We start from the raw sequence: 15,221 nt of genomic DNA on the forward strand, positions 1-15,221 counted from the left end.
AGGAGAAAAGCCTACTTGCCAACGTAATCCAGGATCTCCTGGGCGGTCTCCTCTATGGCCCGGTTGGTCACGTCGAAGATTCGACACCCCACCCTCCGCATTATGGACTTGGCGAAGTTAAGCTCCTCCTCCACCCTCTCCCACTGGGCGTAGGATGACACGTCCGCGTCCAACCCGAGGACCTTCAACCTCTCCCGCCTTATCTGGATCAGCTTCTCGGGGGCTATTATCAGCCCCACCACCCTCTCGGATGGCACCTTGAACAGCTCCTCCGGGGGATCCGCCTCGGGCACCAGGGGCACGTTGGCGGTGGCGATCCCCTTGTGGGCCAGGTACATGGAAAGCGGCGTCTTGCTGGTCCTGGATACCCCTATAACCACCAGCTCCGCCTCCCCAAGCATCTCCGGGGACTTGCCGTCGTCGCACCTTATGGCGAACTCTATGGCCTTCACCCGGCGGAAGTACTCCTCGTCCATGCGCCTCAAGAGCCCCGGGGTCTCCAGGGGCTTCCGGTTGAGCCGGCGGCCCAGGATGTCCAGGATGGGGCCAAGGATGTCCACCACCTCGTTCCCCTGCTCCAGGGCCCTCTGTACGAACCAGTGCCTCAGACCGTGGTCCACCAGGGTGCAGACCAGGACCGCGTTCCTCTCCGCCGCGGCCCTCAGGACCTCCATCCCCTTCTCCTGGTCGCTCACGTAACGGAACCGCACCAGGCTCACCGCGTCGGGGCCAAACTGGCTCACCGCCGCCCGGGCCACGTGCTCCGCGGTCTCACCGGTGAAGTCCGAAACCACGTAGAGCTCAACCGAGTCTTGGCTCATCCCTTAACCTCCCCCTTGAGGTTGCTGAAGTCCCCGATCAGGTCGAAGAGTCCCTGGGCCTCCTTTAGGATGCCAAGCCTCCTGGCCCTCACCTCCGGGTCCTGATCCATCACCATGACCCCATCGAAGAAGGCCCGCACGGGGCCCTCGAGCCGGTGTAGGAGCCGGGCCACCTGATGCCAGTCGAACTCCCCCAACGCCTCGTCCAGACAGGGGCGAACCGCCCGAAGCTCGTTCAGCAGCTCCAGCTCCACCCCCTCCGCCCCGTCCATCTCCGAGGCTATCCTCTCGTCCTTGGCCTTGAGGAGGATGTTCCTGACCCTTATGGCGGCGGTCACCAGGCTCCCGAACCAATCCTCCCCCTTGAGTCCCTCCAGCACCTCCAGGAGCTTCAGCGCCTGAAGGGGCCTGGACCATATGCAGTCCACCCCAAGGCTAACCAGCCCATGGCTGAAACCCCTCTCCCGGAGCTGCACCAAAAGCCGCTGCCGGAAGAACTCCATGGCCTTCTCAACCACGGGCCGATCCGCCCCCAGCACCTCCGCCACCTTCAGGAACAGCTGATCCACCGCCACGTCAAGATCGAGCCCCCACAGGATCTCGTTTATGCATCGGGCGGCCCGCCTGAGGCCGTGGGGGTCCTGGGATGAGGTGGGCTCCAGCCCCACGTGGTGGATGGCCACTATGGTGTAGGCCCTCTCCGCCACCCCCAGCACCGCCCCTATGGGCTGACTGGGCAGGCTATCCCCCGCGAACCGGGGCAAGTACTGCTCGTAAAGCGCCAGCGCCACCTCCGGCGCCTCGCCGCTACAACGGGCGTACTCCCTACCCATCACCCCCTGCAGTTCCGGGAACTCGTAGACCATGCTGGTTACCAAGTCCGCCTTGGAGAGCAGCGCCGCCCGATCCAGCAGGTTGAGCTTGTCCACCATGCCCAGCTGCTCACCCAGCCACAGGGCCACGGATCTGACGCTCTGGACCTTGTCGTAGACGGACCCCAGCTTCTCCTGATAGACCACGTTCTTCAAGGCCTCCACCCGGCTGGCCAACCCCTTCTTACGGTCTTCATCCCAGAAGAAGGACGCGTCGGAGAGACGGGCCCGCAGGACCCTCTCGTTACCCTCCCTCACGTTCTGCATCAGGGTGGCCTGGTTGTTGCTGACCCCCACAAAGCAGGGGGCCAGGTTGCCCTTGGAGTCCCTAACCGGGAAGTAGCGCTGGTGCTTCTTCATGGTGGTGCAGAGCACCTCCTGGGGCATCTCCAGGAAGGAGGCGTCGAAGGTGCCAAAGAAGGGGACCGGGTACTCCACCAGGTTGCAGTTCTCCTCCACCAGATCCGGGTCCAGCTCCACCTTTCCCCCCATCTCATTCTCCAGGGAGGCTATGGCGGAAAGCATCTTCTCCCGCCGCTTGCCCGGATGGGCTATGACGAACTCCCCGTAGAGGGCGTCCAGGTACTCCCCGGCGGAGCGGATCTCCACCGCCCTCTTGCCAAGGAAACGGTGTCCCCGGCTCACCCTGCCGCTGGTCACGTTGCCCACCGTGACGGGGATCACCTGGTCCCCCCAGAGGGCCACGAGCCACCGGATGGGGCGGGCGAATCGGACCGACGGGTCGCTCCAGTACATGTTCTTTGGGAACACCAGCCGATGAAGGATCCGGCTCAATATGTCCGGCAGGAGGGAGGAGGTCTCCTGCCCCTCCCGGCGGACCACCGCGAAGGCGTAGGGCACCCCCTTCACGTCCCTCATCTCCAGGGCGTCCACCTCCACGCCCCGGCTCTTGGCGAAGCCCACCGCCACCTTGGTGGGGTGACCGTTGGGATCGAAGGCCTGGCTCCACATGGGCCCCCGGATCTCCTCCTCCACGTCGTCCTGCCTCTCCGCCAGGTCCCTAACGTAGAGCGCCAGCCTCCTAGGGGTCCCATAGGACTCTATGGCCCCGTAGCGAAGGCTGGCCGCCTCCAGCTCCTCCTTAGCCAGCCGCTTGACCTCCTCAAGCCCGAAGGCCAGGAAGGAGGCCGGTATCTCCTCGGTGCCTATCTCGAAGAGAAGGTCCCTGAAGCTCCCCATGACTACTCGCCCCCCCCGAAAGATCCATTGCGATCCGCGAACTTGCCCATGAGCGGGTAACCCATGGTCCGCCTCTGCTCCGCGTAGGCCCTGCAGCAGGCCCCCGCCAACGCCCGGACTCGAGCTATGTAGCCGGTCCGCTCGGTGACGCTTATGGCGCTCCTGGCGTCCAGCAGGTTGAAGGTGTGAGAACACTTGAGCACGTAATCGTAGGCGGGGAGCACCAGCCCGCTCTCCAGGACCCGCTTGGCCTCCCGCTCGTACAGGGAGAAGAGCTCGAAGAGCATCTTTGGATCCGACACGTCGAAGTTGTAGGTGGAGTGCTCCACCTCCCCCTGATGGTGGATGTCCCCGTACCGCACGTCACCAACCCACTTTAGGTCGTAGACGTTGTCCACCTTCTGGACGAACATGGCGATCCGCTCCAGGCCATAGGTTATCTCCGCCGGCACGGACTCCATGTCTATCCCCCCCACCTGCTGGAAGTAGGTGAACTGGGTTACCTCCATGCCATCAAGCCACACCTCCCACCCCAGGCCCCAGGCCCCTATGGTGGGAGACTCCCAGTCGTCCTCCACGAACCTTATGTCGTGATCCGCCGGGTCGATGCCCAGGGCCTTGAGGCTCTCCAGGTATATCTCCTGGATGTCCTCCGGGGCGGGCTGGACTATCACCTGATACTGGTAGTAGTGCTGCAGCCGATTGGGGTTCTCCCCGTAGCGGCCGTCGGTGGGGCGTCTGGAGGGCTCCACATAGGCCACCCGCCAGGGCTCGGGCCCCAGCACCCTGAGGGTGGTGGCGGGGTTCATAGTTCCGGCCCCCACCTCTATGTCGTAGGGCTGCTGTATGACGCAGCCTTGGTCTGCCCAGAAACGCTCAAGCCTCATCACTATCTCTTGAAAGTTCAAGGGTCTCCCTCCCGGTTAGCAAAATGTTAGCCCTGACAAGGCCCCTCATCCAGAGGATTATAACCTCCCACCGGGCCCTCAAGGCCCTGGCGTCCCCATCAGGAAATCTGGACCGGCACCACTCAAGGAACCTCCGATGGGGAAGATACACAGCGGAACCCAGGTCCCGAAGCTGCTCCAAAGACACCTCCCGATGGGGGCAACAACAGACCGGTCCCTGGTCCGACAACCTCGTCGGTCCCCCAACTGGGGAGGAGCACTCGCAACAGCGGGACAGGTCCGGCAATACCCCCTCGGAGGCCAACCAGCGCCCCAGGAACCTGGCCTCCGCCGGCCCCGACGGGGCCAACTCCTTCAGGGTGCAAAAGAAACCCCACAGCAGAGTAAGCAGGTCATCCTGAGGGAGGAAGCACGGCAGATGCCCCACCAGCTCCAGCACGTCCACCGCCCCACGAATGGAGAGGGGCAAATGCCTAAGGGACACGTAGCTGTCCACCAGGGACACCTCCCGGAGCGCAACCGACCGACCGGAGCAGTGGAAGCGAAACTCTCCCCAGGACATGACCTCCGTGGCGGCCCCCAGGGTGGACCGGCTCCCCAACGGAACGGTGCCCCAGATGAGCCCGTGCCCCCTAAGGAGGAAGAGGACCCGCCTGGACCTCTCCCTCTCCTCCCGACGGACCACCACCCCGTGAGCCAGCAGGTCCCCCCGGGGAAGGTGCCGATGAAGGTGAAGCGGCAGGGACCTCAAGGCTCAGGAACCGTACCCCATGTGCCTCAACATGGAGGGGTTCTTCCTCCACTTGGGCCTCACCTTCACCCACAGGTCCAGGTCCACCGGGTACCCGAAGGCCCTCTCCATGTCCGACTCCGCGGCCTCCCTTATGGCCTTTATCATCCTGCCGTTGGCCCCTATTATTATCCCTTTCTGCCCCTCCTTCTCCACCACGATGGAGGCCCGGACCGCCAGGCGCTTCCTGTCCGGGTACTCGTCGGGGCTCTTGAAGGACTCCACCACCACCGCCACGCAGTGGGGTACCTCCTCCTCCACCGCAAGGAAGATCTTCTCCCTTATTATCTCCTCCGCCAGGAAGCGCTCGGTCCTGTCTATCAGGAACTCCTCCGGGAAGAGGGGCAGGGACTCGGGAAGCCACTTGACCATGGCCTCCTTCAACACGTCCAGGTTGGTTCCCTGGGTGGCGGATACGGGCACCACCGCATCGAAACGGTACTGGTCCTGGTAAAGGGCCACCACGTCCCAGAAGTCGTCCTTACGAGCCAACAGGTCCACCTTGTTGACGCAGAGGAGGGCGGGACGCCCCGCCTCCTGGATCCACTCCAGGACCCGACGGTCCAGGGACGAGATCCCCTTGGAGGTGGCGTCCACCACGAAGCATATGCCGCACACGTCCTCCAGCGCGGCCCTTATCTGGGAGATCATGAACCTCCCCAGGTCGTGACGGGGCTCGTGAACCCCCGGGGTGTCCACCAGGACGATCTGGTAGCCATCCCCCTGGACTATGCCCCGTATGGCGTGCCTGGTGGTCTGAGCCTTTGGGGAGACCGCCATCACCTTCTCCCCCACCAGGGCGTTGGCAAGGGACGACTTGCCAACGTTGGGCCTGCCCAGAAGGGCCACGCAACCGGACCTGAAGCCTACCTCCATCAATCCCTCTCCTTCAGCTCGAACCCGTAGGGCAGGAGCTCCCGGCACCTTACCTCCACCCTCTGCCCTCCCCATTGGAAGAGCACCAACATATCCGGGTTGTGCTCCATGAGGACCTGCCTGCAGGCTCCACAGGGGGAACAGTCCACGTCCTCGGGCCCCCTTACCGCTATGGCCACCGGCTTGGAACTCCCGGCGGCCACCATGGAGCATATGGCGGACCTCTCGGCACACTGGGTCAGACCGTAGCTACTGTTCTCCACGTTGCAACCCAGGAAAACCTTCCGATCATCACACAGAAGGGCTGCCCCCACCGAGAACCCGGAGTAGCCGCTATATGCCCTGCCCCGGGCCTTCAACGCCAACTCCCAAAGCCGGTCAAGTTCCTCCTCCGTAAGGTTAATCATCCTCATCCCCCCCAAATCTATCTTCCAACCTCCTGAACCTTACCTCCATTATCCTGTGCCCCTGCACCTTGGTGACCTCTATGGACCAGTCATCGTAGAGTATCCCCTGTCCCTCCTCGGGGAAGGCCCCCAGGATGGACAGAACGAAACCCGCCACGGTGTCCACGTCCTCCGCCTGGAATTGGTGTCCCAGCGCCTCGGACAGGTCCTCCAGGTGGACGTGCCCCTGAACCACGAAGACCCCACCCTCCTCCTGGATGGGGGGAATCTCCTCGTCGTACTCGTCCTGGATCTCCCCCACTATCTCCTCCAGAAGGTCCTCCAGGGTCACAAGCCCGGCGGTGCCCCCGTACTCGTCCACCACCACCGCCATGTGGACCCGGGCCTTCTTCATCCTGTCGAAGAGCTCCCCTATCCTCATGGTCTCCGGCACGAACAGGCAGTCCCGCTTGCAGTCCTCCACCGGCCGATCCATATCCCCCTGGGTCAGGTTCCGCAAAAGATCCTTGACGTAAAGGATCCCCACCACGTGATCCATGTCACCCTCGTATATGGGCATCCGGGAATGGCCGCTGTCCATGAAGATCCTAACCGCATCCCTCACGGTGCTACCCGCCACCACCGCCACCACATCGGTCCTGGGGACCATTATCTCCGACACCCGGGTCTCCTCAAAGGAGATGATCCCGTGGATCATCTTCCTCTCCTCCTCCTCCAGGGCGCCGCTGGCGCTGCCCTCCTTCACCATGTGATCTATCTCCTCCCGGGTGACCAGGGAGGCGGTATCCAAACGGATCCCCATGGTCCTACCCAGGAAGGTCAGGATCCACTGGACCAGGGATATGACCGGCCACAGGAGGAAGTTGAGAAGCCGTATCACCGGTAGCAGGTTGAGGAGGAAGCCGTCGGGCCTGGCTATGGCAGAGGCCTTGGGCAGGATCTCACAGAAGAACACGATGACCACCGTCATGAGGAGCACCGATATCCATATCCCGTCCCCCCCGACCAGGGACACCGCCACCGCGGACGCTATGGCGCTGGCGGATATGTTCACCAGGTTGTTGCCCACCAGGGTCACCGTGAGGGCCCTCTGCCGGTGGGAGGCCAACCAGGACAGGTGCCGCCTCCTGTGGGGGTTCGCCTCCTCAAGGGCGGCCAATCGGGCCTTGGAGACGGCGGTCATGGCGGTCTCCATGGCGCTGAAAAGGAAAGACGCGGCCAAAAGAGACAAAAGGTAGATGTAGAGGAATTTACTGCCTACTTCATCGGTCACCTTGTTTCCCTTCCCTTTCTAGGCCCCCATGGGGGCTTGCAATTAAACAACCCTTGCTCAAACATTATACCGTAAAGCCCATCAGCTCATCCTGCAGAAGCCACATCTCCCGCCGCTGCTCCTCGTCCCCGTGATCGAACCCAAGGAGGTGAAGGAACCCGTGATGGATCACCAGGAGCACCCCGCGGGCCCTATCCCCCTCCCCCAGGGGCTCCACGTCCTGAACGCAGACCAGCACATCCCCCAGGGGCAGCCACCGCCACCCCACCGGGGGGGAGAACCGCCCATCCTCCTCCCAAAGGGGGAAGGAGAGCACGTCGGTGGAGCTGTCGACCTGCCTATACTTGAGGTTCACCTCCCTCATGGCCTCCGGCTCCACGAAGGAGAGGCTCACCTCCACCCCCTCCACCTGGTGGGGGATTAGGGAGCGATGCTCCCGGAGGAACCTCTCCCAGGCACCCTCCAGCGTCTCCTTCAGGTCCTCAAAGAGGGGGGGGACCGACCCCGATATGGACAACGAAACCCTCAAATCCAAAACGATCACTCACAATCCAAACGATGGTAGGCCCTCCAGGGTCCGCTCAGACGGGGCGGACCGCCCGGGTGTGCCTCATGGACCTCAGGGTCTTCACAAAGGAGTCCCTTATGATCCTCATGTCCTGTATGGTGAAGTCCACCTGATCGAGCTGATGGGAGTCCAGCTTGGATTTTATTACCTCCTCCACCATCCCCTCCAGCTCCGATGGGTCGTCCAACTTGGATCCCATGGATTTGGCCGCCGCCTCCACCGAGTCAGCCAGCATCACCAGGGCGGTCTCCCTGCTCCGGGGGGGCGGCCCGGGGTACGAGAACTGCTCGATGGGGACATCCTCGCCCATGGACTTGGCCTTCCGGTAAAAGTAGGCCAGGCAGGTGGTGCCGTGGTGCTCCGAGATGAAGTCCTTTACGAAGTCGGGCAGGCCGTACTGATCCGCCATCTCGAGGCCGTCCTTTACGTGGGAGAGGATGACCAGGGCGGAGAGGGACGGGGACAGTCCGTCATGCACGTTCTCCCCCACCTGGTTCTCGATGAAGAACTTGGGCCGGCGGAGCTTGCCTATGTCGTGATAGTAGGCCCCGGCCCTGACCAGGAGGCCCTCCAGCCCCAGCCGCTCCGCCGCCTCCTCCGCTATGGTGCCCACCGTCAGGCAGTGGTGGTAGGTGCCAGGGGCCTCCAGCTGGAGCCGCTTCAGAAGCGCGCTGGAGGGGTGGCTCAGCTCCATCAGCATGAGGGGGGAGATGACGCCGAACAGCCTCTCCCACAGGGGCAACAGGGCCAGGATCAGGCTGGGGCACAGGAGGGACAGGACCCCGTAAGTCAGGAACAGGTTCATGTCCATGGGGGCCCCGAAGCCCCATCGGACGAAAATGGAGGCCACGGCTATCAGGGCAAAGTAGGAGACCAGCCTTCCAAGGAGGGAGAGGCGTGAGGTGCTGCCCTTGAGGAGCACGTAGCCCAAGCCGGAGGAGAGCACCGCCTGGACTACCTGGACCGCCGCAAGGGGGGGGAAGTAGACGAAGCATATTATGGCACCCACTATGCCCCAACCCAACGAGAGGCCGAAGGCGGGGGCCACCGGCAACGTCAGGAACAGCCAGGAGGCCAGGGCGGCAGGGAACATCAGGTCCATGAGCCAGAAGGAGAGCACCAGTTGCACCCCCCAGCAGAGGATCACCACCGAGAGGACGAAGCACCACTGCCGGGGCTTCATGTCGTCCCTGCCGCCCGTGGATCGGGAGAAGAGGGACCAGCTCATGGCGGACCAGGCCATCACCGCCAGAAGGGACCAAGCAAATCTCTTCCAGGGGAACGACCTGTCCCGGTAACCCTCGGACATCAGCAGCCTGGCCAGTCCGTCGTTTATCATCTGACCCTCGTAGGCGATGACGCTGCCCACCGAACCAGCGGACTCAGCGGACTCCACCACCTCCAGGACCACCTGGAAGACCACGTTTTTGTCCCCCTGGTCCATCTGGAGCCGGTCAACCATGCTCCAGATCGCCGCCTCCACCGACCGACGGTCCGAGAGGTCCAGCCGGCCCGCGGCGGCCATCTCGACCACCGCCGCGGAGGAGGTTATTATCCTGCCCCGCCTTGGTCCGTCCATTGACATGATGAGCCCCAGGAGCCGAGGGGAGAGGACGTCCTCCGGGGACTCCAGGAGAACCTTGGCGGTGCCCAACATGACGTCCTTGACCCCCAGCCCCCTGAGCCAGGAGGTCCTGATCCTGTAGGTCACCGGCGCGGGCTCCCCCACCATGAACCCCCGGGGCCTCTCGATCAGCCACCAGTTGGACAGCACCCCCAGGGCGAAGAGGGTCACCGCCAAGAGGACAAACCACCCCCCCTGGGGGTCCAAGGGATTGAGGCCCCCAACGGGCCTCAATCCCTTAAGCCTCTCTCCCCTTGCCCTCATGGTCCTCGTAGGCCCGCACTATCTTCTGGACTATGGGGTGCCTCACCACGTCGGCGGCGGAGAGGCGCACGAAGGATATCCCCTCTATGCCCCCCAATATGGCCTCCACCCCCGCAAGCCCCGACTCCCTACCTTGGGGCAGGTCCACCTGGGTTACGTCCCCGGTTATCACCGCCCTGGAGCCCATGCCCATCCGGGTGAGAAACATCTTCATCTGCTCCGGGGTGGTATTCTGGGCCTCGTCGAGTATTATGAAGCTGTCGTTCAGGGTCCTCCCCCTCATGTAGGCCAAGGGGACGATCTCGATCACCTTGCGATCCAGCAACCTCATGAACTTGTCGGGGCTCAGGAGGTCGAAAAAGGCGTCGTACAGGGGACGAAGGTAGGGCTCCACCTTCTCCATTATGTCCCCGGGCAGGAAGCCCAGCCGTTCCCCCGCCTCCACCACGGGCCTCACCAGGACTATCCTGTTTATGGCCCCCCGCTTGAGCATCGATAGGGCGAAGGCCGCCGCCAGGTAGGTCTTGCCGGTCCCGGCGGGGCCGATGGCGAAGGTCACGTCGCTGGCCGTAAGGGCCCTGACGTAATCCCTCTGACCCTTGGTGTGGGGCCTCACCTGACGGCCCTTGGCGGTCTGGTATACCACCAGGCCACGGGCATCCTCCAGGGAACTGGGAGGGCCCCCCCGGCGGACCTCCTCCATGGCCTCCCTGAGCACGTGAGGATCCAGGGGAAGGAGATCGTCCCCCAGGGCGGATATGCGAGACAGGAGCTCCGCGGCGCCCCGGATCGCCTCCTCCCCTCCCCTTATGGTCACCGAGTCCCCCCGGTGGAGGATCTGAACCGAAAGGCCCCTCTCCAGCTCCTCCAGGACCCTGTCCTGCCCCGGGAACGGTGGGACCTTGATGCTCAAAGGGCTACCGTCCATGCGATGCGATCTAGCCTTCCCGCTTGACGGCGGTCACCGACGGGAACGAACGCCTTATGACCTGCTCCACCTGGACCCTCAAAGTCTCCTGGGCGAACGGGCAGGTCCCACAGGCCCCGGTGAGGGCCACGGTTACCACCCCACTGGCCTGGTCGAAGCCCTTGAAGTCTATGTCGCCCCCGTGGGACTGAAGGGCGGGCCTTATCTCTTCCTCGATAAGCTTCTTGATCTGCTCCTCCAACTGGATCACACCTTCCATATGGTCTTTATCGATCAGGGGGCTAGCGCCCCTCCGACTCCTTGGCCCTCTCCCAGAGGGAGTCCAGCTCCTCCAGGGACATGTCCAACATGGCCCCCGGGCTGGAGATCATGCCCTCCATGGCCCTGAATCGCCGGTCAAACTTGTCACAGGAACCCCTGAGGGCCTCCTCGGGGTCGATCCCCGTCCGGCGGGCCAGGTTCACCACCGCGAACAGCAGGTCACCCACCTCGTCCCTCATCCGATCCACCTCACCGGACGAGAGGGCCTCCAGAACCTCCTGGACCTCCTCGGAGATCTTATCCAGCACCGGCCCCTGGTCCCCTGGACCCCAGTCAAACCCTACCTTGGCGGCCCGCTCCTGGATCCTAAGGGCCCTCAAGAGGGCCGGCAACCCCCTGGGGATCCCCGCCATGGCGGACCCGTCCCTATCCTCCTGGATCCGCTTCCGGGACTTTATGGCCTCCCAGTTGCGGCTCACTTCCTCAGCGGACGACACCTCAACGTCACCGAACACGTGAGGGTGCCGATGAATCAACTTGTTGACCAGCCCGTCCACCACGTCCCCCAGATTGAAGTCCCCCTGCTCCTTGGCGATCTGGGATATGAACAGCACCTGCAACAGCAGATCCCCCGCCTCCTCCCGGATGGCACCAAGATCCATCTGATCTATGGCTTCCACCAGCTCGAAGGCCTCCTCGATTATATATCTCCTGAGGGATCCCAGGGTCTGTTCCCGATCCCAAGGACAGCCGCCGGGGGACCTGAGACGTTCCATTATCGACACCAGCTTCTCCACCTTGCACCCAAGAGAGGAGCTCAAACCAACACCTCCAGTTCAAACGGTAACCCACCTGGACAGGGCCTCGATCAGCTCCGAGAGCCCCCGGACGCCTGCGGGCCCCACCGTCACCACACCCTTGACGCGCCAAATGGGAGGAAGCCCCTTGGGCACCGCCGCCGAATCCCTGAACCGGACCTGAACCTGATCTCTACCTATAGTGATCTCCGACGCCAACCCAGCCAGGAGCACCCTTAGTCGCGCCGCCAGGATCAGCTCCTCCACCTGGTGAGGCACGGGACCGAACCGGTCCACCATCTCATCCCGTAGCTGGTCCAGCTCCGAGGCATCCATCGGGAGGAACAGCCGACGGTAGAGCCTGACCCTCAGGGGCTGGTCCTCCACGTACCATTCGGGGATCGAGGGGGAGTAGCCCCACTCCACCGGGGGCAGCTCCGCTCCCCCCTTGAGCCTTGTGACCTCACGCTCCAGCATCTGGAAGTAGAGCTCTGGAGAGAGGCTGGATACGTGTCCGTGCTGGGCGGTTCCCAACAGCTCCCCGCCGCCCCGGATGGACAGGTCCATCATGGCCAGGTGGAAGCCGGAACCCAGCTCCTCCAGGGACCCTATGGCCTCAAGCCTCTCTAGGGCCCTGCCCGCCTCAGCCCCCCGGGGGTAGAGGAACAGGGCGAAAGCCTGATCGGACCTGCGACCCACCCTCCCCCGGAGCTGATAGAGCTGGGCCAGACCCATCCGGTGGGCGTCCTCGACTATTATGGTGTTAACCCTCGGCAGGTCAAGGCCGCTCTCTATTATGGTGGTACAGAGCAGCACGTCCAGCCTTCCCTCCACGAAGCGGGCCATCAGGGACTCCAGCTCCGAGTCCCTCATCCTGCCGTGGGCCATCTCCACCCGGACCCCGGGGAGCAGGGCCTTGGCTCGCAGGAATGCCCGGTGCATGGACTGTATCCGGTTATGCACCCAGAACACCTGCCCACCCCGGCTGAGCTCCCTCAACACCGCCCCCTTCACCAGCTCGTCCTGCCAGGGGGACACCACGGTCACCACCGGCCGTCGATCCACCGGTGGCGTGGTCATCACCGATATGTCCTTGTACCCCCCCAAGGCCAGCTGAAGGGTCCTTGGGATGGGAGTGGCGGAGAGCATCAGCACGTCCGCCCCGGGGAAGCGCTCCCTCCACCTCTCCTTCTGCATCACTCCGAACCTATGCTCCTCGTCCAGCACGATGAGCCCCAGGTTCCTGGCCCGGACGTCGTCCCCCAGGATCCGGTGGGTGCCTATCAGGATGTCCACCCGCCCCTCCGCGAAGTCATTCAGGATCTCCTCCTGGCGACTCCGGGGGACGAAGCGATAGAGGGCCTCCACCCGCAGGGGGAAGGGGGATAGCCTGGACGCAAAGGTGGACAGGTGTTGAGAGGCCAGGAGGGTGGTGGGGGTCACCACCACCACCTGGTAACCCGACATGGCGGCCTTGAAGGCGGCCCTCAGGGCCAGCTCGGTCTTGCCGAAGCCCACGTCCCCCACCAGAAGCCGGTCCATGGGAACCGGCCGCTCCATGTCCGCCCTTATCTCCTCCCAGCACCGGACCTGATCCACCGTCTCCCGGTAAGGGAAGGTGGACCTCAGCTCCTCCATCTCCCTCTCCAGTGGATCGAAGGCGATGCCCCGGGCGGAGTGACGCCTGGCCTGGGCGGAGAGGAGCCGCTCCGCCGCCTCCCGGGCCTTTTCCTTGGCCTCCTGGTAACTGCGGCTCCACCGACCCCGCTTCAGGGAGTCCAGCTCCGCCTCCGCCGGATCCCCCGCGTAACGGTAGAGCCTGGCTATCCGGTAGGTGGGCATCAGCAACCGCTTTCCCTGGGCGAACTCAAGGGCTATGTAGTCCTGCTGGACGCCCCCCTGCTCGATCATCTCGATCCCCAGAAAGCGGCATACCCCGTAGTCCTCGTGGACCATGAGGTCCCCGGATATGAGGGAGTCCAAGACGTCCGCCGGGGGCTTGCCCGCCGGGGACGAGGGGGGACGAACCCCCGCCACGTCCACCTCTGAGAGGTACAGAACCCTCTCGGACAGGTCCAACGCCCCCTCGGAGGCGGAACCCCGAATGACCTCCATACCGCAGCCGGCGGCCCACTCCACGTAGCCCCGGGTACTGCCCAGGAATAGGGTCCTGAAGCCCTTGGACCTCATGTCCAGGACGAATCCCTCCGCCTCCTTAAGCCGTCCGGCGAAGTTGGGCACCCGCTCCAGCATGGCGGAGGGATCCCCCTGGGAGGAGGAGACCCGGATCACCCCCTGCACCCTCGAGGCCAGGGAGGACCAGTCCGCCGCACCGGGAAGGGAGTGGATCTCCTCCCTCATCTGCTCCCAAAGCCAGACCGCAGACTCGCACTGGATCTCCACCTGGCCGGGCTCGAAGACCACCAGGCCGAAGGGGACCGGGACGTCCAGAAGGGTTAGGCTCCTTCCCCCCTTGAGCCCCCCCATCTCCCAGGAGTCCAGGGAGGCCACCGCCCGCTGGGTCTCGGGGGAGAAGACCCGGATCTCCTCCACTAGGTCGTCGTCGAAGGCCACCCGGATGGCCCTATCCCCCGGGGGGAACAGGTCCACCAGGGCCCCCCTTAGGGCCCACTGCCCCGGGGCCCAGACCACCGGAACCCGCTCGTAGCCCTGGGAGGATATCCAATGTATGAGCGAGGACCTGCATCGGTCCCCCTTGCGGAGCTGGAAGTGCCCGGAAGGGGAGAGGGCAGGCAGCACCGCCCCAGCAGCGGAGGTGATCAGCCCCCCCCCAAGACGGATCCAATCCTCCAGCACCCGCCCCCGGTGGAGCAGGTGGGCCTGAACTCCCTCCTTCACCCCCAGGGGCACCGGAGGCAGCAGGGGAGACACCTCCCGGCCCAGGCAGGCCAAGTCGGAGGAGAGGGTGACCACATCGGACCATCCGGGGAGGATCACCACGAACCTGTCGGGGACCGGAAGCCGGCCATATCCTATGGCCCGGGCGATCCCCCGGGGGATCATAAAGTCAAGCGGACGGGTCATCTACGGGACAGAACCCCTTGGCGTTGACCTTGGACATGGCCCTCTGGACCCCCTCCCGGATCCAGAGGGAGAGGGCCTCATGGACCCCCTGGGCCACCTTGGGCCAGGAGGCCACCTCCCGAGGCGAGAGCCTGGACAGGACCCAGTCCGCCAGGTCCATCCTCGGATCTGGAGGGGATCCGACCCCAACCCGGATCCTTGGGATCTCCAGGGTGCCCAGGGCCCCTATGATGGACCCCATCCCCTTCTGTCCGCCGGCGCTACCCCGGTCCCTCATGCGGAGCCGGCCGAAGGGAAGCGCCACGTCGTCGTATATGACCATCACGTCCTGGGGATCCAGCTTGTAGAACCTGACCGCCTGGGCCACCGCCCTGCCGCTCAAGTTCATGTATGTGGTGGGCTTCATGAGGCAACAGGGCTCCCCATCCAGGGCGAAGCGATCCCAGAGGAGGGAGTCGAACCTCTCCCGGGGGGAGCCGAGCCCGAGGGACTGGGCCAGGTGGTCCGCCGCGAGCCACCCCACGTTGTGCCTGGTCCAAACGTATTGAGGGCCTGGGTTGCCCAGGCCCACAATGAGTCTCATCTAG

14 protein-coding genes are annotated in these 15,221 nt (G+C 64.2%); all 14 read right to left on the reverse strand.

Annotated elements, in window-relative coordinates; translation table 11 throughout:
- Positions 1-11: 11 nt before the first annotated feature.
- The 14 genes from TACI_RS05470 to pth all read right to left on the reverse strand — a co-directional run bounded on the left by TACI_RS05470 (position 12) and on the right by pth (position 15,217).
- A complete protein-coding gene (locus tag TACI_RS05470) occupies positions 12-821 on the reverse strand; it encodes a pyruvate, water dikinase regulatory protein (RefSeq protein WP_012869807.1) in 810 nt (269 codons plus the stop codon).
- Positions 818-2,893: a glycine--tRNA ligase subunit beta gene (gene glyS, locus TACI_RS05475; RefSeq protein WP_012869808.1), complete on the reverse strand. Its 2,076-nt coding sequence runs from the start codon at positions 2,891-2,893 to the stop codon at positions 818-820. The genes TACI_RS05470 and glyS overlap by 4 nt, the downstream gene beginning before the upstream one ends.
- A 2-nt stretch (positions 2,894-2,895) precedes the next feature.
- Positions 2,896-3,801, reverse strand: a complete 906-nt coding sequence (gene glyQ / locus TACI_RS05480) for a glycine--tRNA ligase subunit alpha (RefSeq protein ID WP_012869809.1) — start codon at positions 3,799-3,801, stop codon at positions 2,896-2,898.
- Complete coding sequence (recO, locus tag TACI_RS05485) at positions 3,770-4,552, reverse strand: DNA repair protein RecO (RefSeq protein WP_012869810.1); 783 nt, start codon at positions 4,550-4,552, stop codon at positions 3,770-3,772. Before recO ends, glyQ begins: the two co-directional genes overlap by 32 nt.
- A 3-nt stretch (positions 4,553-4,555) precedes the next feature.
- Positions 4,556-5,467: a GTPase Era gene (era, locus tag TACI_RS05490; protein WP_012869811.1), complete on the reverse strand. Its 912-nt coding sequence runs from the start codon at positions 5,465-5,467 to the stop codon at positions 4,556-4,558.
- Positions 5,467-5,880, reverse strand: coding sequence for a cytidine deaminase (locus tag TACI_RS05495; RefSeq protein ID WP_242601072.1), 414 nt, complete (start codon positions 5,878-5,880; stop codon positions 5,467-5,469). Before TACI_RS05495 ends, era begins: the two co-directional genes overlap by 1 nt.
- Positions 5,867-7,147, reverse strand: a complete 1,281-nt coding sequence (locus tag TACI_RS05500) for a hemolysin family protein (protein WP_012869813.1) — start codon at positions 7,145-7,147, stop codon at positions 5,867-5,869. Before TACI_RS05500 ends, TACI_RS05495 begins: the two co-directional genes overlap by 14 nt.
- A 64-nt stretch (positions 7,148-7,211) precedes the next feature.
- On the reverse strand, positions 7,212-7,676 hold the full coding sequence (gene ybeY / locus TACI_RS05505) for an rRNA maturation RNase YbeY (protein ID WP_164925171.1): 465 nt from the start codon (positions 7,674-7,676) through the stop codon (positions 7,212-7,214).
- 52 nt (positions 7,677-7,728) lie between these two features.
- The gene (locus TACI_RS05510) at positions 7,729-9,573 is read right to left on the reverse strand and encodes an HDIG domain-containing metalloprotein (protein ID WP_242601073.1); all 1,845 of its coding nucleotides are present in this window, start codon (positions 9,571-9,573) and stop codon (positions 7,729-7,731) included.
- Positions 9,574-9,577: 4 nt separating this feature from the next.
- On the reverse strand, positions 9,578-10,516 hold the full coding sequence (locus TACI_RS05515; RefSeq protein ID WP_012869816.1) for a PhoH family protein: 939 nt from the start codon (positions 10,514-10,516) through the stop codon (positions 9,578-9,580).
- Between the two features lie 25 nt (positions 10,517-10,541).
- Positions 10,542-10,790, reverse strand: coding sequence for a NifU family protein (locus TACI_RS05520; protein ID WP_242601074.1), 249 nt, complete (start codon positions 10,788-10,790; stop codon positions 10,542-10,544).
- A 22-nt stretch (positions 10,791-10,812) separates the two neighbouring features.
- Positions 10,813-11,613 (reverse strand): nucleoside triphosphate pyrophosphohydrolase, encoded by an 801-nt coding sequence (mazG, locus tag TACI_RS05525; protein WP_012869818.1) that lies wholly within the window; start codon positions 11,611-11,613, stop codon positions 10,813-10,815.
- Positions 11,614-11,628: 15 nt separating this feature from the next.
- The gene (locus TACI_RS05530) at positions 11,629-14,634 is read right to left on the reverse strand and encodes a DEAD/DEAH box helicase (protein WP_164925174.1); all 3,006 of its coding nucleotides are present in this window, start codon (positions 14,632-14,634) and stop codon (positions 11,629-11,631) included.
- Entirely contained in the window at positions 14,618-15,217 is a 600-nt protein-coding gene (gene pth / locus TACI_RS05535) for an aminoacyl-tRNA hydrolase (RefSeq protein WP_012869820.1), read from the reverse strand. The genes TACI_RS05530 and pth overlap by 17 nt, the downstream gene beginning before the upstream one ends.
- Positions 15,218-15,221: the final 4 nt, after the last annotated feature.

It is taken from the genome of Thermanaerovibrio acidaminovorans DSM 6589, assembly GCF_000024905.1.
GTDB lineage: Bacteria > Synergistota > Synergistia > Synergistales > Synergistaceae > Thermanaerovibrio > Thermanaerovibrio acidaminovorans.